20 protein-coding genes are annotated in these 20067 nt (G+C 61.7%); 18 read left to right on the top strand and 2 right to left on the bottom strand.

The window, feature by feature from the left end; translation table 11 throughout:
• The first annotated feature begins 3 nt into the window (after positions 1 to 3).
• The 9 genes from QW863_RS20035 to QW863_RS19995 all read left to right on the top strand — a co-directional run bounded on the left by QW863_RS20035 (position 4) and on the right by QW863_RS19995 (position 8004).
• A complete protein-coding gene (locus QW863_RS20035; protein WP_315768364.1) occupies positions 4 to 1770 on the top strand; it encodes a tail fiber domain-containing protein in 1767 nt (588 codons plus the stop codon).
• A 171-nt stretch (positions 1771 to 1941) separates the two neighbouring features.
• A complete protein-coding gene (locus QW863_RS20030; protein WP_315768363.1) occupies positions 1942 to 2319 on the top strand; it encodes a hypothetical protein in 378 nt (125 codons plus the stop codon).
• A 2-nt stretch (positions 2320 to 2321) separates the two neighbouring features.
• A complete protein-coding gene (locus QW863_RS20025; protein WP_315768361.1) occupies positions 2322 to 2867 on the top strand; it encodes a hypothetical protein in 546 nt (181 codons plus the stop codon).
• Positions 2868 to 2877: 10 nt separating this feature from the next.
• A complete protein-coding gene (locus tag QW863_RS20020; protein ID WP_315768359.1) occupies positions 2878 to 3486 on the top strand; it encodes a hypothetical protein in 609 nt (202 codons plus the stop codon).
• A gap of 35 nt (positions 3487 to 3521) precedes the next feature.
• Positions 3522 to 4781, top strand: coding sequence for a radical SAM/SPASM domain-containing protein (locus tag QW863_RS20015; protein WP_315768357.1), 1260 nt, complete (start codon positions 3522 to 3524; stop codon positions 4779 to 4781).
• Entirely contained in the window at positions 4765 to 5508 is a 744-nt protein-coding gene (locus tag QW863_RS20010; RefSeq protein WP_315768355.1) for a hypothetical protein, read from the top strand. Before QW863_RS20015 ends, QW863_RS20010 begins: the two co-directional genes overlap by 17 nt.
• Positions 5509 to 5589: 81 nt before the next feature.
• A complete protein-coding gene (locus tag QW863_RS20005) occupies positions 5590 to 7023 on the top strand; it encodes a phage tail sheath subtilisin-like domain-containing protein (RefSeq protein WP_315768353.1) in 1434 nt (477 codons plus the stop codon).
• Between the two features lie 99 nt (positions 7024 to 7122).
• On the top strand, positions 7123 to 7653 hold the full coding sequence (locus QW863_RS20000) for a phage major tail tube protein (RefSeq protein WP_315740140.1): 531 nt from the start codon (positions 7123 to 7125) through the stop codon (positions 7651 to 7653).
• A gap of 78 nt (positions 7654 to 7731) precedes the next feature.
• A complete protein-coding gene (locus QW863_RS19995; RefSeq protein ID WP_315768351.1) occupies positions 7732 to 8004 on the top strand; it encodes a phage tail assembly protein in 273 nt (90 codons plus the stop codon).
• A gap of 336 nt (positions 8005 to 8340) precedes the next feature.
• Here QW863_RS19995 and QW863_RS19990 read toward each other — a convergent pair whose 3' ends face one another.
• Positions 8341 to 9594: a hypothetical protein gene (locus tag QW863_RS19990; protein ID WP_315768349.1), complete on the bottom strand. Its 1254-nt coding sequence runs from the start codon at positions 9592 to 9594 to the stop codon at positions 8341 to 8343.
• Between QW863_RS19990 and QW863_RS19985 the strand changes: the two genes are divergently transcribed.
• The 6 genes from QW863_RS19985 to QW863_RS19960 all read left to right on the top strand — a co-directional run bounded on the left by QW863_RS19985 (position 9562) and on the right by QW863_RS19960 (position 16021).
• On the top strand, positions 9562 to 11853 hold the full coding sequence (locus QW863_RS19985) for a phage tail tape measure protein (protein ID WP_315768348.1): 2292 nt from the start codon (positions 9562 to 9564) through the stop codon (positions 11851 to 11853). The two genes, QW863_RS19990 and QW863_RS19985, sit on opposite strands and share 33 nt — an antisense overlap.
• An 87-nt stretch (positions 11854 to 11940) precedes the next feature.
• Positions 11941 to 12444, top strand: coding sequence for a phage tail protein (locus QW863_RS19980; protein ID WP_315768347.1), 504 nt, complete (start codon positions 11941 to 11943; stop codon positions 12442 to 12444).
• Positions 12444 to 12665 carry a tail protein X gene (locus tag QW863_RS19975; RefSeq protein ID WP_315740145.1) on the top strand — a complete coding sequence of 74 codons (222 nt, stop codon included), beginning with the start codon at positions 12444 to 12446 and terminating at the stop codon, positions 12663 to 12665. Before QW863_RS19980 ends, QW863_RS19975 begins: the two co-directional genes overlap by 1 nt.
• A gap of 120 nt (positions 12666 to 12785) precedes the next feature.
• Positions 12786 to 13892, top strand: a complete 1107-nt coding sequence (locus QW863_RS19970) for a hypothetical protein (protein WP_315768346.1) — start codon at positions 12786 to 12788, stop codon at positions 13890 to 13892.
• 15 nt (positions 13893 to 13907) lie between these two features.
• Positions 13908 to 15074 carry an N-acetylmuramidase domain-containing protein gene (locus QW863_RS19965; RefSeq protein WP_315768345.1) on the top strand — a complete coding sequence of 389 codons (1167 nt, stop codon included), beginning with the start codon at positions 13908 to 13910 and terminating at the stop codon, positions 15072 to 15074.
• 611 nt (positions 15075 to 15685) lie between these two features.
• Complete coding sequence (locus tag QW863_RS19960) at positions 15686 to 16021, top strand: hypothetical protein (RefSeq protein ID WP_315740148.1); 336 nt, start codon at positions 15686 to 15688, stop codon at positions 16019 to 16021.
• A gap of 146 nt (positions 16022 to 16167) precedes the next feature.
• Here QW863_RS19960 and QW863_RS19955 read toward each other — a convergent pair whose 3' ends face one another.
• Entirely contained in the window at positions 16168 to 17025 is an 858-nt protein-coding gene (locus tag QW863_RS19955; RefSeq protein WP_315768344.1) for a hypothetical protein, read from the bottom strand.
• Positions 17026 to 17291: 266 nt separating this feature from the next.
• On the opposite strand from QW863_RS19955, the gene QW863_RS19950 reads away from it, so the two are divergent.
• The 3 genes from QW863_RS19950 to QW863_RS19940 are packed head-to-tail and all read left to right on the top strand — an operon-like array spanning position 17292 to position 20064.
• Complete coding sequence (locus QW863_RS19950; RefSeq protein WP_315768343.1) at positions 17292 to 19250, top strand: hypothetical protein; 1959 nt, start codon at positions 17292 to 17294, stop codon at positions 19248 to 19250.
• 56 nt (positions 19251 to 19306) lie between these two features.
• A complete protein-coding gene (locus QW863_RS19945; RefSeq protein ID WP_315768342.1) occupies positions 19307 to 19816 on the top strand; it encodes a hypothetical protein in 510 nt (169 codons plus the stop codon).
• Complete coding sequence (locus QW863_RS19940) at positions 19816 to 20064, top strand: polysaccharide biosynthesis C-terminal domain-containing protein (RefSeq protein ID WP_315768341.1); 249 nt, start codon at positions 19816 to 19818, stop codon at positions 20062 to 20064. The genes QW863_RS19945 and QW863_RS19940 overlap by 1 nt, the downstream gene beginning before the upstream one ends.
• Positions 20065 to 20067 lie beyond the last annotated feature (3 nt).

Genomic DNA, 20067 nt, shown 5'->3' with positions numbered 1-20067 from the left:
CAGATGGCGCGCAGGTACGATCAACTCTACCGGGTCAAGGCGAGGGATAATCTCGGTGACCCCGAGTATTGGAACCAGCGCTTCGAAGACCTCGACCGCCGAATCAACTCGAACGAAGACGGTCTTGCTGCCATCGGCGGCTTGACCTCTTACGTCGAGGGCCTCGCGCTCAACCGTCTCGATCTCGTTCTAGCGCCCGCGCTCGACAAGATCGCGCTGGTGTCCGAGCAGGGCTTCCTGCTGGCGCACGCCAACAACTCGGTGACGCTGAACGTCGCGACCACCCAGACCTTCGCGATTCCTGATGAGGCAGAGCGTGACCTCTTCGCGCCATCGCCGTTCGTCACGATCGTCAGGCAGGCCAACACCACCGACTATGCGTTCGCAAAGCTCGTCAACTGGAACCGCAGCAGCGGCCAGTTGACCCTGCAGCCTATCCAGACGTTCGGCAATGCCGGACCGTTCTCGGACTGGATCATCTACGTTGGCACCGCGCTGCCGCAGGTGGTGACGCAGACGTTGATGGATGCTCAGGCAGCCCGCGACGCAGCGAAGGGCTATCGTGACACGGCTTCGACGTACGCGACCCAGACCGGTCAGGACAAGTCCGCGGTCGCTCAGATGAAGTCGGATGCTCTTGCAGCTCGCGACCAGTGTGCGACCTATGCGGCGAACGCCCAGATCTTCGATCCGTCATTCTACATCAAGAAGGACGTCGGCGGCACGTTCAGCGCCTCCGTCAACTTCACGGTCAGCCCGACCGTCCCAACAGTCACGGCTGGCGATAACTCGCTGAAGGCGGCATCGACCGCCTACGTCAAGAACGCGATCGACGCTCTGGTCAATGGTGCTCCCGGCACCTTGGACACGCTTAAGGAGATCGCAGATCAGCTGGCGTCCGACGAGAGCGCTGTCGGCGCACTGACAGCGTCTGTGGCTGGGAAATTGCAGAAGGATCAGAACCTCGCGGACGTGCCGAACAAGGCCGCGGCTCTGACGAACCTCGGCATCTCGTTCGCGACCCCGACTGGGGCTGCAACGACGAATGCTTCGGCCGGAACGGCAACGACCTACATGCGGTCGGATGCGAGCATCAAGCTCGACATGTCGATCCAGCCGACGTGGACCGGCAAACACATTCACCAGTTCAGCTCTGGACAGACATACGGCTTCAACCACAACACCTACGGTGGCCTGACTGTCTATGCGCCTGACCTGGGTGCCGCATTCGTCACCTACCACCGCGGTGCCTATGCGGTACAGGCCGGCCTCGATGGCGATAACTGGTGGCGTATCGGCGGATGGTCGGATGGGGCGAACTGGCGGTTCGGCGTTTCTGGCGTTGGCGACGGCTACCTGCGAGGATCACTCGGCGTAGGAACCTTCGCATCGACGCAAAGCGGTTCGATTGTTGCTACTGGCGATGTCGTCTACGGCGCCTCTGACATCCGTCTGAAGGACGAGATCCAGGTGATCGAGGACGCGCTGGAGAAGGTCAAGAAGCTGAGAGGCGTGACCTGGATCCAGAGCGATCTTGCCAAAGAGGTCGGGGCCCCTGAGCAGAAGTTTCGCAAGGCTGGTTTGCTTGCGCAGGAGCTGCGTGAAGTCCTTCCTGAGGCTGTCGGCATCGCGCCGTTTGACCGTGACGAGGACGGCAACAGCAAGTCAGGGAGCGAGTTCCTGAACATCTTCTATGAGCAGGTCACTGGTCTCCTCGTCGAGGCGATCAAGAGCCTGGCGACCAGGGTGGAAGGGTTGGAGGGCGCATAATGGCCGTACCATCAACAGGCGCGGTCGGATTTTCGACCGTCAACTCTGTGTTCGGTTGGGGCAATCAAATGAGCCAGTACGCCGGAAGAACGTACTACAGGGCAGGGGGCGGCGGGACGTTCCCGACGGCCAACTTCCCAATGTCTTCGTTCTACGGGACTTCCGGACACGATGAATGGAACTGTGCGTGCGCTTGCGATTGCGGCGCATGCGGTAAGTGAGGACATGATGGATCAGGTGCCGAGCAGCACGTTTAGCTACAAGATATTGGACGTCAGCCAGGATGGTTGGGCTCGTGTCGAGTATAAGCACGGGCTGCTCGGCAGCATGATCAAGAACGTCCTCGTTCCTCTCCACTTCTCCGCAGATGAGCAGCGGGGAGCCATCGTGATGCAGTTTCCGTCACAGCCCTTCCTTGCGCGGTGGATGTCGATCTTGTCGCGCAGCTCGCCGTTGGCCCCGGCGGCCATGGAAGGGCAGTTCACATACCGAATTGACCGTCCGATGGAAGACCCTGTCGGTCTGCCTCTGGAAACGCACAAGGTGTGACGATGCAGTTCAGGCGCATCCGTTTTGAGAATTTCACGATCACGATCTTCACGGCCCATGCCGGAGAAGAGCGCATCTGCCCTCCAGTGGAGCTGACGCGCGGATTGACGTGGGCAGACGCTCCGTCGATCGCCCATCTGCTCGAAGGCAAGCCTGATGCTCATCCGCTCTACACGATCCCGGTCTACACGAAGGGCGGATTTGAGGCGCTCGGCGGCGATCACGCGCCTGACCCGCGGCCGGCTGGGAGCGGCGCGACCCAGTTCGTGCGCGGCATTGACAACTATCGCCTCCGCGCCACGGCGGAAGGCAGCGAGTACCACTGCATAACGCCGAAGAGCAAGGTGCCGTTCTTCTGGCAGCGCGCTTTCGTGTCCGGCCAGGCCGGCGAGACGTTCGATGTGGAACCAGGCAACTTCATCTACCTCGCCGAGGGCCTCATCGAAATCTCCCATAGCCAGTTCCGTGGCGCGACGATGCTGGAGATCTCCAGGTCGCTCACGGCCAAGATCATCGAGCCTGTGATGGGCGCCAGGCTCTGGCGCTGAAAGGAGCCAAATGCCCAAGATCCGCTTTCTGACGCCGGCTGACTTTGGTGACATGTGCGACATCATCGACAAGCACAGCAGCGGAATGGGTGCCTGGTGCAATGACCCTGAGGCACCCACAAAGCAGAACTTCCGCCAGCTCGCGAAGGACCATGTGGACCTTTGCTTTGAGCACGCGATGTCGAGCTTCTGGGGGTATTTTGACGACTCTGGAAAGCTTGTCTCCTGGGTCAACTTCACCCGCTGGGCCGACAACGACAACATCACGATCCGATCCGTCATCGAAGATCCAGAGGCAGCACTGCCAAGGCAGGACGGCGCCGCATGGTCAGACGCCGCGGTCGATCTTGTGAATTGGGGCATCGGCTTCTTCTGGACCGATGGCATCTCGACCTTCTGGAGCCGGCTGTTCGCCGGCAGAGAGGATCGGCACATCTCGGCGCATCCGAGCTGCATGCTGACGCAGTACGCGCGGGAGAAGGTCGTCGACATCCCGGGAGGCCAGCGGCCCCCGCAGGAATATCAGAGGGTCACGTGGTCATCGTTCGACGACGCCACGGCGATCTATCGGTTCAATGACCCGCTGCCCATGGCGGCATACCTGCAAAGTGCCAGATGATCCGACTTGAAATGCTGAGTAGCGACGGAGAGGTCGTGCCTCTGTTCTACGATCAGCACGCCTCACGGCTGCTCGACAATAATGGCTTCAGGGCCGTCGATTTCTCCAATAACCCGATGCTTGAGCGTGAGCCTGTGCAAGCTCGCCCGTTCATCGCGGTCGATTATGACCAGCCTGGACGCAAGGTGCGTCAAGTGAAGAAGCTGAAGATTCAGCTCGGTCTCGGATGCAACAAGGCCTGCTCCTATTGCCTTCAGGCAGCCCAGATCAACAAGGCCGCGGCGTCGTCGACGCGCGATGCCAGCGAGTTTTTGGCGAACATCGATGGCTGGATCGAAGCTCCTGAGGGGATGGAGAAGGTCGAGTTCTGGGGCGGCGAGCCGCTACTCTACTGGAAGAAGATCGAGATCCTCGCACCCGAGCTGATCAAGAAGTTCCCGAACGCGCGGTTATCGATCATCACGAACGGCGAATTGCTGACGCGGGAGATCGTCGACAAGCTGAAGGCCTGGAACTTTTCGATGGCGATCAGCCACGATGGACCGGGCCAGGCGGTGCGCGGGAGCGACCCGTTTGAGGATCCGCACCAGTTCGCGATGATCCAGTATGCGCAGAAGACGTTTCACCCGCGCTTCTCGTTCAACGCGGTGTTGACGCCGGCAAGCAACGATGTCAACGCCATCATCGATTGGTTCCAGGATTGCATCCCGGGTTGCAATGTTGGTTTTGAGGGCGTGGTTCACAGCTATGCCGGCGATCCCGCCTCGATCTTCTCAGAAGAGAAGCTCGGTCAATTCAGCGACGTTCTGTCGAGGCAGCTGATCGATGGGTCCGCGCTCCGTTCGTTCATGCTCCACGACAAACTGCGGCGTGCCGTCAGGTCGATGGTCAACGAGCGCTCCTCGGAGTCTCTCTTCCAGAAGTGCGGCATGGACATGCCGGAATATCTGGCGGTCGACCTCAAGGGCAATGTCATGACCTGCCAGAATGTGGGGGCCAACGGCAACCACAAGATCGGGCACGTCAGCGAGTTCGAAGACATCGCGCTCAACACCTCTCGCCACTGGAGCAAGCGCCCGGAGTGCCAGAGCTGTCCCGTGCTGCAGCTGTGCCAGGGTGCGTGCATGTATCAGGGCGGCGACAACTGGACCCACAGCTGCAACGCCGAGTTCTACTACAACCTGGCCTTCTTCAGGGCGGCACTGTTCATCCTGACGGGGCGCTGGATGGTCGGCTTCAGCGGGGACATCGTGAGGCCAAGGCTCAAGAAGGATCGAGATGTCGAAGTTCGCTGATCTCGTCGAGAAGCTCGATAGAATCCCGCACCTCGACCTCGGTAAGAAATGCGACACGAATCTCTTACAGTCGGAACTGTCGAAAATAGACCCAACGATGTTCGCGTCGTTCAGGTCCAAGAGCCGGAATGCACAGCATATCGGAAAGTTCTGGAGCGGCCTCTCGTTGGTTGCTCCTGACGGGGCGATCCACGACGACCTGACCGAGGCGCCATACCAAGGCAGGACAGGATATGTGTGGACGCCTGTTGCGGAGGGTAGCCCCTACATCAAGCAGGTGGTCACCGAGCTTGGCGGAGAGGGGCAGCGCGTCAGGCTGATGCGCGTCAAGGCAGGCGGAAGCCTGACCTGGCACCGCCACGGGTCCGAGCTGTCGATGATCATGGGCGTCAATGGCAAGCGTCCAAACTGGTACGAGCTGATCGTCCACGTTCCGATCCGGACCAACACGGAGTTTAGCTACGAGGTCATCGAGACCAGGATCTTCGAGTTGGCCGACTATTCGGCTGGCCAGCTTCAGATCCATCAGAAGAACTATCCTGCTGGAGAGGCCTGGGCCTTCAACGGCGCGCACTATCATAACGTCTTCAACCGATCGAGGACGGATGACAGGTACGCCATCATGCTCACCCTCGACATCAGGATGAGAAAGACCTTCGATATCGTCTCCGCTGCCGTCGAGCGTTACCTAGCCAACGGCGAAGGACCACTGATGCCGGCTCTGTAGCCGCATCCCACCAAACACCAACACCACCCTCCACCAGGCCGCCCCTCACCGGGCGGCTTTCTTCGTTTGGGAGAACCATACGTGACTGTTCAATATCTCCACGGCATCGAGACGATCGAACTCGATAGCCCCTCGGGTCCGGTTGAGACCGTCAAGTCGAACGTGATCGGCTTGGTCGGAACCGCCCCGAACGCCGACCCGGACATCTTCCCGCTCAACACTCCGGTCCCGGTGTTCGCCGACGCCCTGAAGGCAGGCCAGCTCAAGAGCGATGGCACCCTGCTCGACGCCGTGGACGCCATCTACAGCCAGAAGTCGGCAGTGGTCGTGGTGACCCGCGTGGCCGAAGGCCAGAGCATGGAAGGGACCTGGTCGAACGCGGTTGGCTCGCCGACCGGCAAGACCGGCATCTGGTCGCTCCTGAAGTCGCGTCCGACGCTGCAGGTCATCCCGAAGCTGCTCTGTGCACCCGGCCTCACCTCCGGTCGCCCGACCAATGGCGTCAAGAACCTGGTCATCGGCGACGTCGGCCAGAACTACGTGCTCTCCACGACCACGATCATCATCGACGCACCTCCGGCCGGCGGCCGGCAGGCCAAGGCGGTGCCCCAGGTTGTTGGGGGCAAGCTGACCGGCGCGATCATCACCGACCCCGGCTATGGCTACGTCGCAGTGCCCAGCGTGACCGTGACGGGCGCCGGCACTGGCGCAACCCTCACCGCAACCCTCGGCCACGTTGCCAATCCGGTTGGCGTTGCCTTTGCGTCGATCGTCGATCGCCTCCGCGCGGTGGCATTCCTCGACGGTCCCGGCACCTCGTATGAGGACGCTGTCGAGTACCGCGGTGACTACGGCAGCCAGCGCATCTCGATCGTCGACCCCGGCGTCCTGTCTTGGGACACCGAGAACTCGGTCTACGTGCAGAAGCCTGCTTCGGCCTACGCGGCCGGCATCCAGGCCCGCGTCGATGAGGAGAAGGGCTTCTGGTACTCGTTCTCGAACGAGCTGATCCAGAACATCGGAGGCCCCGCACGTCCGGTCGACTTCATGCCGAACGACCGCGACAGCGAAGCCAACATGCTCAACTCCAACCAGGTCACGACCATCATCCACGATGATGGCTTCCGGTTCTGGGGTCTGCGCAACACCGGCACCGACCCGCTCTGGGCTCAGCTGTCGGTCCGCCGCACCGCGGACATGGTGTACGAGAGCCTGGAGCGCGCCGAGCGCGTCCGGCTCGACAAGCCGTTCAGCTACCAGCTGCTCTCCGGTATCCAGGGCGACGTCAACGCTTACCTCCGTCTGCTCCGCTCGCGCGGCGCGCTGATCGGCGGCAAGTGCTGGATCGACAAGTCCATCAACACCCCGGCGACCTTCGCCAACGGTGAGCTGACGGTGGACTTCGATCTGGAGCCCCCGGCCTGCTTGGAGCACCTGCAGTTCCGCGCCCGCCGCAACCCGAACTACTACACGGACTTCATCGAGGAGTTTTCGCGGCAGGTTGCGACCAGCTAAGCGCTGCTTCGCCTCCGCAACGATCACATCACCAAGAGCCATCGCGGGTCGCTCGGTCCTTCCTGGGCCGGACGCGCTCCGTCATGGCCGGAGAGTTAAATGGCAAACAACAACCTTCGCGACTCCAACATTCTCCAGGACTTCACGGTCTGGATCCAGGACATCGGCAAGATCGGCGAGTCCCCCGAGTTCCAGCCCCCGGAGATCAACATCGAGGTCGAAGAGTTTCGCGGTGGCGGCATGGACGGCACCGTCGAGATCCCGATGGGCATCGAGAAGATCGAGTTCGACTTCCAGCTCCACACCTGGGACGAGCAGATCTGGCAGAACCTCGGCTATGGCCCAGGCTCGCTCGACGTTCCGGTCACCTTCCGCGGCTACATGCTGACGGCAGCCGGCGGGGAGAAGGGCGTGATCATCGAGACCCGCTCGCTGATCAAGTCCATCAAGCCCGGCAAGGCCACGCCCGGCAAGAAGGTCGAGATGACGATCAATCTGTGTGCGAATTACTACGCGCACTACATCGACAACAACCTCGTCACCGAGATCGACGTCTTCAACAAGATCACCAACATCGGCGGCGTCGACAAGACCGCCAATGCCCGGCAGATCCTGGGCTTCACCTACTAAGCCCGAGATCTCCCGAACTTCAGGCCTCGCCATCCGGCGGGGCCTTTTTCTTTCCCTGTCACATAGGTGTGCAAGCCAATGACGATCAAAGTGTTCAACCTCACCCATCCCTTCGAGTATCGCGGCGCGAACTACATCGAGTTCAAGGCTCGCCGGCCGAAGGTGCGCGATCTCCGCAACTTCGTGAAGAACGTCGACCGCGACAGCGTTGCGGCCTTCGAGAAGGCGCTCGCCGATCTGTGCGAGGTCGACGAGAAGATCATCGCCGAGATCGACATCGAGGACTTCGGTCCCATGAAGGCGTGGTTCGAGGGTTTTTTGAAGCCCATGCTGAACGGATCGGACGAATAATCGAGGACTCGTTCCCAATCTTCGAGCGCTTCCACTGGACGCTTGACGCCGTCGAGGCGCTCGAATGGGACGACTTCCTCCTAATCGCCGATGGCGTTCAGTTCCTGAATAAGCGCGATCAGGAAGCGATGGAAGCCGCGCAAAAGGCCCGGGGGCGTTAACCCCGGGTCGCCCTTTCCCTCTCCAGGAGCGGTGATGGCCGACGAAACTCTCGACATTAGGGCCAGGCTTACGGCCGAAGACCAGGCCTCTGCCAATATCAAACGGCTCCTCACCCAGATCAAGCAGCTCGAGGCTCAGATCAAGAAGAGCTTCGCTGCAGCCCCGATCAAGGGATCAATCGTCGATCCCGAAGTCCAGAGCAAAGCGCAGAAGGCGCTCAAGGTCACCGAGAGGGGCTTCAACCGCCTGACCGAAGAACAGAAGCGTTGGGCTCGCGAGCAGAAGATGCTCGGGCGGATGAACACCACGGTCTGGACCAAGATCACCAACGACATCAACAACTCGGTCAGCGCTTTCCAGAAGTCGACCGGCAAGAAGCGCGCCGAGCTGGCGCGTCAGCTCCGCGACCAGGTCGGATACGCACGAGCGTTCCGATACGTCTACATGCAGGAGCACGAGAGACATCAGCGCGCTGTATCCCGGCATCATCAGGCTTTGAGCCGGCTTGAGCTGGCAAAGCAGCGCCGCGACGAGGTGATGGAGCGAGCCAAGAAGCGGCTGTCCGATAGATCCGAGGCTGAGAAGAAGCGTGCGCTCGCTAAGGCGGCCAGGGAGCAGAAGCAGCACCTGGAGAAGCTGGAGCGCCAGGAGCGCCAGGCAGCCCGTGAGCGGGCTCGTGCTGAGAAGCAGGCGCTTGAGGAGCGCGCTCGCGTTCGTCGTGGCCTGAGGCGTGGCTTCAACCGCGTCCGTGAAGTCCCGCGCCGCCTGTCCAGCATTGGACGGACGGTCGGCATCGGAGGCGCGCTGTCTGCAGCCGGCCTCGCCATGGGGACCAGGTCGGCGGTCCGCGCCGCAGTCAACGTCGACGCGGCTGAGACCTCCGCGCGCATGAACATGGACCAGTCCAAGCTCAATGCACGAGACCTGCGTGACAACTGGGCGCTCCCCACTGCTGTCAAGATGGGTATCGACCCTGGCACGCTGATGGGCGGAGCAGTCGAGGCGTCGAAGGCTGGCGTCCCTGAGGGGATGTCCAAGGCTGCCGCGGAGATGTCGTTCAAGACCGCCAAGCGCTTCGGCATCGATCCCAGCGAGATGATGACGGCCATCGGCCGTGCGGTTGCCCAGGAAATCGGCTCCGGCCGCATGCAGGGCAACGATATCACGGGGCTGACCCGCAAGTTCAACATCGCATCGACCCTCGCGGCAGAGACCGCGACCGACCCCGCTGAAACCCTGTCGTTCCTGCGATCTGGTCTCGGTGCTGGTGCATCGGTTGGCATGTCCGACGTCGGCACCATGGCATTCGGCAACGCCGCAATCCTGGCCGGCGCTCAGGCACGTCAGGCGTCGCGCTTCCTGTCCCACCTTGGAGAGCAGTTCTCCGAGCTGGAGATGAAGCGCAAGATGATCAACAGCAAGGGTCATCGGACTGAAGAGGATCGCCTCTTCATGTCGATCCCCAACAGACTCGGCTTCGGCTCGCTCGGAAACATGCGTGCGATGCTGAAGGACAACCCCGACGAAGGTCTGTTCAAGATCATCGAGTCCTTCCGCAACATCAAGGATCTCGAAAAGCGCAGCCAGGCGCTGCATGCCTTCTTCGGTTCTGAGTTCGGACCGATCATCAAGAACATGATCGACGCTCCGGGCAACATGTGGGAGAACCTGAAGATCGCCCGCAGGGCGGCGGCCGAGAACCCAGAGAACAACGGGATCACCCGGGCCTGGGCGGAATACCAGAAGGGCCTTGAGAACATGATGGACCGCCTCGGTGCGGTTTGGAAGGTTCTGAAGGCCGAGATCGGTGACACGCTGAAGCCGTTCATCGAGCAGATCAGCGTCTGGGCTGGCGACATGTATGAGTCGCTCAAGACCGGCGGCATGAAGGAGCGCCTGAGGGCGTTCATCAATGGTCTGATCGAGGGCTTCACCGGGAAGAAGGGAGCGACCCTCCGAGATCTCCTGGATCAGGTCTTCGGAAAGCCTGGCAGCCAGAGTGGCTGGAGCGCCGAGAACATCGGAAAATTCGGCAAGGGCCTCGCTGAAGGAATCACCTCGATCATTTCGGCGATCGGATCTGCCGGAAAGATTATCCTCCAGATGTTCGGACAGAACTCGTCCGATCCTGAGGTGATCGGCAAGTTCGCCGGCCGTATCACCGCATTGGTGGTCGCACTGACGGCGCTGGCCCCGGTGATGAGCGTGTTCTCATCGCTGGTCGTTGGCATCGTCGCCATCGGCGCTGCGCTCAAGGGCGTTGGCAAGGGCGTGGTCAGCAAGGCTGTCTTGGCGATGCTCGCCAAGCTCGGAGTTGGTGGCCTCACCGGCGGCATGCTCGGCGGCATCATGATGGGTGATGGCCGCGCGGACAACAGCGCCGAGGACATGGACGCCCTCCAGAAGGAGGCCGGCAAGAGCAGGGGTCAGCCCAAGGGCGAGAACAAGTTCAAGGGCAAGGGTTGGGTGCCGCCTCCGGCGATGAAGCCCGGAGAGAGCACCGAGGAGTACCTCAAGCGCCTGGAACTGCTGAAGCGGTCGAGCTACACCGGCCCGACCGACTTCTCCGGTCGTCGTCGCACCAGCCAGGTCGACGATTTGACGGACCAGCTGAAGAAGCTCGGCGGCAACGTCGAGAAGGCTGCCTTCATCGGCAGCGGCATCGGCTCAACTGGCAGTGCTGTTGCATCGTCGCTTGGAGGCGGTGGCTCCGGCGGTCGCATCATGGCCCTCGGGTCTGGTAGCGGCAGCCCTACCGCGCTGTTCAGCAGCACGCCTGGCCGCATTCTGCCTGACTTCGGTGTCGGCTCCAGCGGCTCGATCCTGCATCGTGGCGGCGGACTCATTCGAAACGGTTCGAACGGGCGCATCATCAGCCCGAGCAACGTCCCCAGCTTCAGCGGCGGGGGAGGATCGTCAGCCGACGACGGTGTCGGAGCTGGCCTGGCCGGCTCTGAGTTCTTGCAGGCAAGGCGCGCTCGGTTCGCTGAGGAGCTGAAGAACGATCCGACCCTGAGGATGCACCTCGCGGCCATGCAGATGACCGAAGGCGCGAGCGGCGGCGGAACGATTGAGGCTCTGATGAACCGCATGGACATGACGGGGCAGTCGCTTCGTCACGGCCTCGGTGCAGGCCAGGACGGTCTTCCGAACACGAAGTTCCAGTTCTACGGGCCGATCAAGCGTCATGAGCTGCCGGGGGCAATCCGGAAGCTTCAGAACGATCCGAAGCTGTTTGCGAAGTACGATCGCTATACGCAGCAGGCGCTCGCCGGAAGCCACAAGATCGGTGGCTTTACCGACCAGGGACTGCCGACCGACCCGAATGGCACCGTCACGCGGCGTCGTAAGGGGTTGCCCGCGCTGCCGACCGTGAACTACGGCGGCAACGAGTTCACCGAATGGCTCGGAAATAAGCGGTCTCGCGATTATCGCCAGATGATCGAGAAGGGCATCGCTGGCGAGACCTCCAAGGTCCCGTCTGCCGGCGCAGCCACGAGCAAGGTGCCGATGCCCGCTACTCCGGGTGCTGGCGCTGGTGATGTTCGCATGGGCGGAGGCGGTCAGGTCGCGATCCACATCAACGGTGGTTCGCATGATCCTGAATCTCTCGCGCTTCTGGTCCAGCGCCGCATCGACGAGTCCATGAACTACCGCGCTCACGACAGCGAGTCCGAATACACCTAATGCGCCTGGCCCTACGGGGCCGGGACATAACTTCCACTGATAGAGGCCTCGCCATCCGGCGGGGCCTTTTCATTTCGAGAGGGTTCTATGGCCTCTGTGCTCATGGGTTTGGGTTCGCTCGAACCCAACGCGAGCGACAATGTGATCCTTTTCTACGTCCCCCTGCCGAACAACGACACTCCCGGCTTCGAGCAGCTGCAGCGTGATCGACAGTTCACCTGGGTTTCGAACGACCGCCTGTCGCGCGATCCCGCGATGCAGTTCACTGGGCCTGGAGAAGAGAACATCGTCGTCGAAGGTCGGATGTATCCGTATCACTTCGGCGGCCTCTCAACCATCAAGCTGCTCGATCAGGCCGGCCGATCAGGTAAGCCTTACATTCTGGCGCGCTTCTATCCGCTGTCGCAGCCTGGCGGTTCTCTTTCGTATGGCAGCGAGAACCTTGGCAACTTCGCCATCAAGCGGCTTCGCACCGTGGAGTCCAAGATCGGCACGATCGGCATCGCGCACAAGATTGACTTCCAGCTGGAGTTGACGCGGTATGGCGACGACCTAAACACTACAGCTGCTCAAGATTTCTGGGCCACCTGATGTCGATTTACGTCACCAAGATGTTCGACCGGCTCGACCGCATCGTCTACGCACGATACGGCTCGACCAGCAACCGTCTCGTGGAGTGGGTCATCGAGCAGAACGACGGCATCGAGCTATATGGCATCGTTCTGCCAATGGGCGTCAGCATCAACCTCCCGGAGCCTCCGGTGAAGGTCACCGCGGTGCCTGTCCTTCCGCAACTCTTCCTCTGGAACTGAGACATACGCAGTCGCGTATAGCGGCTCAATATACGTAATCGCGTATCAGAACGAGCTTCTGATGCGCCATGAAAGATCAAGGCCGTCCTTCGGGGCGGCCCTTTTTGTTTGGAGGCGTGCGTGGCTACTGGCTACACCCCGATCTACCGCATCTACAAAGGCGGGGTCGACATCACCGATCACTTCAATGATCGGACCACCAAGATCAAGGTTGACCTGACGTCCGGCGGGGGCGAGGGCGACCGATGCGAGATCGAACTCGATGACCGTGACTGGCGCATTGCCAGGCCGTTCGGTGGAGAAATGATCCAGGTCTGGTTGGGCTACAAGGAGATCGGCCTAGCCTATCTCGGAACCTATACGATCGACGACGTCATCTTCGAAGGTATGCCGCGGAGCATCCAGCTCACCGGCACATCGACCGGCTTCAACGATATCAAGAAGGCCCCGCAGATCGCCAACTTCAGCAACAAGACTGTTGGTGACATCCTCGGCGAGATGGCCTCGCAATCCGGACTTCAGCTATCAATCCCAAGCGACCTGGCTGGCCGGCAGATCCCATTCAAGAATCAGCAGGTCAGCAACCTGCACATGATCCACGAGCTGGAGCGCATGTTCGGCGCCGTTGGCAAGGTGGCTGACGGCAACCTGGTCTTCGTCCCGCGCGACTCGACCGAGAGCGTCAGCGGCGTCGCATTGCCGACATTGGTGCTGCATCCCGAGCACTTCGGAGCGTGGCGCGTCCGCTACGCGGGCCGCAATGATGCGTCTGAAGTGAAGGCTGCCTACTGGGATAAGGATCAGCACATCCGGAAATGGATCTCGTCCGCGCTTCCCGGCGGCGATGGCGATCCCTTCACGATCGGCCAGATCTTCAACTCTCAGATGGAGGCTGAGGCTGCCGCGGCTGCCAAGGCCGGGGCGATCAAGCGCGCCTCCGTCGAGGCGATCTTCGATCTCGCCAAGGGTGATCCCTGGATCCGCGACGCGCAGACGATCCTTGTGACCAACATGCGGGACGGCATCAACGGCTCCTACGTCGTTGAGAAGGCAACCCACACGTACATCAAGAGCACCGGCATCCGCTCCAGCCTGCAGTGCCGAGCCCCCGGCGACGGTGTCGATTACAGCGACCGCGCCGACGACCTGTTCCTCAGACCCATGCCCGGAGAGCCGATGGGCGGTGTGCTTCCCGGAGCGCCCGGAAGCGGCAACGCGGCTCCCTAAACCACGGAATCCAACATGTTCAGTCAAGAGATCATCGACGCCATCGTGGCGGCGGCGAACCAGCACGGCTGGCCGGCATCTTCGCTGCTGGCCGTCGTCGAGTGCGAGACGTCCGGAAAGCCGTTCGAGGAGGACAATCACACCCCGACGCTGCTGTTCGAGCGCCACAAGTTCTATTCCGAGATGCAGGCTCATCAGCCGAGCAGGCTGAAGACCGCGATCGCCGCCGGCCTCGCGATCCCGAAGTGGTCGCCGAAGACCCAGTACAAGGATCAGGGCAAGTCCGCCGGCCGTCTGTCGCTGATCGCCAAGGCGCGTCAGATCGACGAGGAGGTCGCCAACCGGGCGGCGTCCTGGGGTCTCGGCCAGACCATGGGCTTCAACGCTGAGGGCCTGAAATACGAGAGCGCCACAGCGATGGTCGCCGAGCTGTCGAAGGGCATCGCCGAGCAGGTCGACGCGCTCTGCCGCGAGATCCGGCACGCGAAGCTCGACAGGTTCCTGGTCGCCAAGGACTTCACCAGCTTCGCCCGGGGTTACAACGGTCCCGGATACGCCCAAAACCACTACGACACGCGCATGCAGGCCGCTGACATCGCCTGGGCGCGGCGCCTGGCGAGCGGGGATTACGAGGCCAAGCCCGGCAAGTCGATCACGCTGGTCTACCAGCAGAAGCTGAAGGGCCTGAATTACAACGTCGGCAAGGTCGACGGCGACTGGGCAGACCTCACCACGGGCGCCTGCGCGGCGTTCCAGCGGCGCGAAGGCCTGAAGGTCACTGGTCACCCGAACGCCGAGACCACGGCGGCCCTGGATAAGGCCATAGCGCCCCGTCCGGCCTCGCCTGAGCGCGCAACCGCCACGGCTGGTGATCTTGCCGCCGCTGGTTCCAAGACGATCAAGGCGGCTCAGAAGGGCTCCACGCTGACCAAGGTCATCGTCGGCGCCGGCGCGATCGGCGGAGCCAACACGACCGGCGTCCTCGACAAGGCCAAGGACGTGGTCAGCCAGGTGCAGGTTGCCAAGGGCATCCTGGACTCCGCCCAAGACGTTGTTGTCGGGCTCCTGCCGTACTGGTGGGTCGGTGCGATCGTCGTCGGGTTCGTGCTGTGGCGCTGCTACGGCGATGTCATCGAGGCCCGTCTCAAAGACCACCAGACCGGCCAGAACCTCAACAGGTAATCATGTCCATCATAGAGAAGATCGTGGGGCTCATCCCCACGGTCCGGGAGAAGGCGAAAGCCGTCCTGGACATCATCACCTCGAAGGAGGGCCAGATCAGCCTGGCTGCTCTGCTCGCCATCTTAGCGCTCGCCGCTGCGCATTACGTCGGCGCCGCCAGTCGGCATGGAGCCATCGAGTCCCTGAGGCGGGAGCTTGGAGCATCAAAGCTTCAGCTCGCTGCTGCCGAGCAGGAGAGGTCCGCAGCCCCTCAATGCCCATCGCCGCAGCCTGAGCAGCCGACAGCGCAGCCTCAGCCGGTCCCTCAACCCAAGGCAAAGATCCATGCACCACGTCCTGCGAAGCGCGCTGCGAGTAGCGGCGCTCGTCTCTCTCCCGCTGACTCTCGCTGGCTGCTTGACATCAGGTGACCTCGTCCACGGGGCGCCGGCCGGCCTGGCTGAGTGCCAGAAGGTCGCTCACAAGGTGGCTCTGCCGCCGATCGCTCCAGGCTTGGACAAGGTCGCGGTCATTGCCCGCTACCAAGCTGCCCTCATCACCGCGAACAACCGTATCGACGGCGTAGCCGAGTGTCTCGCCCAGATCGATGCTCTACAGATTGGAACCAGATAATGGTCGCGCCGACCCCTCCCGTTGACGCCATCACCATGGAAGGCATCGTCAGCGTTGCCGGCCCCTTCATCGCTGCCGTTGGCCTCATCCTGGGCGTCTGGTGGCGCGTGGACGGGAAGATCGACGAGGCGGCCAAGAAGGCCCTCCAGAACGAGAGGGAGCTTGCAGCCTTCAAGCTGAAGGTCGCCGAGGAGTACGCCTCCTGGGAGACTGTGCAGGCGATTGAGAGTCGTCTGACCGCCCGAATGGACGACATCTCCGATCAGGTGATGAAGCTGCCCGACATCATGGTCGATAGGATCATGAAATTTTTGAACTTCAAGCCGCCCGGCTAAGAGGCGGCGCCTCTGCAAAACTCTGATGGCCCCAGGCGCGAGCTGGGGGCCACTTTTTGTGCCTAGCTCCGGACTTCCATCACCCGGTACCGCGCTGTTCGAGGCAGCTGCTCACTGAAGCCCCAAGTTGGACGAAGCCACCCCGGTCAAAACGGATTGAGCTTGTCAATTGTTTTTACGATGGTTTTCGCCGTGCCAACCGCAGCACTCCCAACCTCTTTTCCGGCGTCGAGAACGACCTTGCCGCCGTCTACTGCTGCACCCCAGGCTGCATCCGCGGCCTTAGCTGCACCCCCAAGATCGATCCCGAGGATTTTCGCTCCTCCGATCACTGCCTTGCACGCATAGAAGTTCGTGTCCCACTTGCCGAAACAGGCCCCGCAATCGCGCGCGCATTGTTCAACAGCGTCGCGCGGCATGTCTTTAGCTACGCATGCCGCTGCCGCTTCTTCAGAGCCGCCGCTGGCGGCAACACATTTCATGGCCGAGTAAAGAGGCGTCTTCTGGGCCTCCGCTGCGCCGCCCGGGCCCACCAGCGGAGCGGAGGGATCTGGAGCTGGCGTCGTTTTTGGGTCTCCGTTCCATCCGTTAGCTGCCACTCCTGGACTGCTGATATAAACGACTCCGTGACTTGAAACGCCGTCCCAACAATTGATCCCGACCCGCGCCGGCTTCAAATTAGGAAAGCTCTCGCGCGTGCCACTCTTCGGCCCAACCATATAACGGCATGTCTGTGAGAAGTCCTGCTCGCCAGGCGCGTCTTCGACTTGCCCAACACCACCCATGCCATCCTGGCATCCCGCGCCGACCGGAAGCAGATAGCCAAGCCAGCGGTAGGACACCTTGTGGCCCGCAAAGATGCCCGTCTGAAAGTTGCAGGTGGAGCCTTCCGGAGTGACAAAGCCGCTGTTTGCGATCCCGTCTGAACAGAACGAGCCAACTGGAGCTGGGGGGTAGTTCGCGAAAAACTGCGACTGACCAGCGAGGGGCCCGGACTTGAACACGCAGGTCCTGGACCACCCCGAGGGCTCGGCGCTCGCGGTTGACTGACCGATCCAGAGCAAAATGAGGAGAGTGAGTGAAGGGCGGATCATAATCCGGGCTCAGCAATTCGAGCGAGTGGCAATGGCTAATCTATGCACGTGCAGCTCCTCGACTCAAGATATTCGTGTTTTGCGATGCAACCCAAACCTGCCTGCCGATAGTCCGAAAATTTGCATGAATGCAAACATTGTGGTACTGCAAAATCTCTCAACCAGACGAAGGTGCTATGACCGCGCTAACGACCGAAGAGCGTGCCCGCAGAAAGAAGGTAGTCGAAGACCTTCTGCAGCTGGGGTACCATCCCCAGGGCTCGCGCGGAGGCGTTGCTTCCGCGACCAAGACCGCCGAGCGCCGCGAAGGCATCAATTATCCGAACTGGGTCCGTGCCGAAGAGGCCTTGAAGCGCAAGCGCAAAGAGCACTTCGCTGTCGACTGGTCTCTTTACATCCCGCCGCAGCCCGCCGCTACCGTGACCCGGGGCGCCGATGAGGCCGGCGAGGAGCTGTCCGCCGAGGACCACGCGCACATGCGCGCCCAGGACCTGTCGGTGGAGGTGACCAGCCTCATCACCAGATCCCGCTATCCGGTCATCAACCCCGACGCCATCATCATCGACTCCTACCTGGTCCGGAAATACGACCGGCAGCTGCGCGGCTACGTGACCAAGGAAGGGACTCCGCGGACCTGGATGACCGACACGCTCCGTGTCGCTCCGATCCGCGATGCCCGCAACCGCAACTTCATCTTCACGGGCGCTCAGAACGACGCGCTGCTGCACGAGGAGTTCTGGGCCAACCTGCTGGTCTATGCGGCGTTCCTCAACGCCGAGATCGTCGTCGGTCCCTGGACCTACGAGACGCAGTGGTGGGCCGAGAACAACCCGACCGCCCGCGCCTACTCGAACGAACTGACCGAATATCTGTGCTTCGGCCAGATGAAGATCGGCGACAACTTCATGTTCTGCGGCGAGATGAACACTCTGCCGACCGCGTCGCAGCCGATCTCGGATCTCGTGACCTACAGCCGGGGCCGTTGGGCCGTTTTCCCGCACGCCAAGCGTCAGCTGAAGAGCGTTCCATCCACCGATCCGAACATCCAGGCGCACCAGGTCATGACGACCGGCGCGGTGACCCGGCCGAAGGTGATCCCCCGCAAGGCGGGCGTGAAATCCATCTTCCACCAGGTCATCGGGGCGACCGTGGTCCAGTTCGATGGCGACGGCGACGTCTTCTGCCGGCAGATCACGGCGAACGAGGACGGCTCATTCTACGATCTCGACGCCCATGTGGCGGATGGCGAGGTCACGACCGGGCACCGCGCTCGGGCGATCACCTATGCCGACATCCATGTCCGCAAGCTCGATGCCGCCAACACCATGGCGACGTTTGGCTGGGACATGCGCGGCAACATCGCCCGGTATCGCAACAGCCTCACCGACGTACTCAATCCGCAGTACCGGATCTACCACGACATCTTCGACAACGAGCCGGGCAACCATCACCACGTCCACGACGTCGCCTATCAGTACGAGATGGCGTTCCGGGGGCGTGACAGGGTGGAGGATGAGGTCGACCAGTGTGGCGACTTCCTGCACCGCACGATCGGTGATGACAGCCAGGGCATCGTTGCCGAGGGTAACCACGACATCGCGCTGGAGAAGTACGTCCGCGAGGCTCGCTATCGCGGGCACGGCACTAACCTGCGCTTCGGCCTGCAGCTCGAAGACGCCTACATGGCGCACGTCGAGAAGCGTTCGTACGCCATCGACAACGATCTGCCGATCCCGCGCTTCTCGCTGCTCGAATACGCCATCCGGATGAAGTACCCGCAGCTCGGCGACAGGGTGGTCTGGTGCCACGACGGTTACAGCCATCTGATCGACGGCATCGAGGTCGGCAACCACGGCTTCCGCGGCGCGAACGGCGCTAAGGGCACCGTGGCTGGCTTCGCCCGCATGGGCCGCAAGATGACGATCGGCGACAAGCACAGCCCCGAGATCAACGAGGGCGTGTACGTGGCCGGCGCGATGAACCTGCGGCACGGATACAACAAGGGGCCGTCCGGATGGGCTGTCTCGCACATCATCCAGTACCAGGACGGCAAGCGCGCTCTGATCACGCTGCAGAAGGGCAAGTGGCGTCCGGAGAAGCCTGTCATCCGCATGCCGGCGGCTTCTGTTGCTTAGATATTTGCGTGAATGCAAATGGAGAGTTGATTCCGATGTGTTTCCCGTATCGTATGATGGTTGTAGGCCACGGTCGGCACGGCAAGGATACTGCCGCCGAGATCCTGCGTGATGACTTCGGCGCGACGTTCGTCTCGTCGAGCTGGTTCATGGCCGAGCGTGTCGTGTTTCCGTGGTTCGAGGAGAAGCATCCCGGCAAATACGCATCGGTGCAGGAATGCTACGATGACAGGGCGAACCATCGCTCGACGTGGTTCGACCTGATCGCGGAGTCCAACAAGGCCGACCTCACCACGTTGGGTCGTGCGATCTTCAACGAATATGACCTCTATGTCGGCAACCGAAACGCCAGAGAGTTTCACGCTCTGCGAAATGCCGGCGTTTTCGACATCTCGATCTGGATCGATGCAGGCGAGCGCCTGGAGTATCGCGAGCCGCGTACCTCGCTGACGATCGAGCCCTGGATGTGCGATTTCGTGATCGACAACAACGGGACTCTGGATGAGCTGAAGCGGAACATCGCTTCGTTCATGCGCGGCGCCCTGAAGCTCCGGCCGGCGGCCTGATGGAGCAGTCCCGGGTGATGTCCCTGGTGGAGGTTGTGACGAACGCCCTGATCGGCTTCATCACGTCCGTGCCAGTGAACTTCGCGATCCTGCCGCTGTTCGGCGCCCCAGTGAAGCTCGGGGCGTCCATGGGCATCACGTTGGCGTTCACGGTCGTCTCGGTCGTGCGCTCGTACCTGGTGCGCAGATTCTTCGCCGTCGACATCAAGCGGTTTGCCGCCTGGTGCCGGGACGTCTGTGACAATTAGGTA

It is taken from the genome of Bradyrhizobium sp. SZCCHNR1017 (assembly GCF_032381375.1).
GTDB lineage: Bacteria > Pseudomonadota > Alphaproteobacteria > Rhizobiales > Xanthobacteraceae > Bradyrhizobium.
The sequence above is the reverse complement of the archived record's forward strand: the minus strand, read 5'-3'. Positions and strand labels throughout refer to the sequence as shown.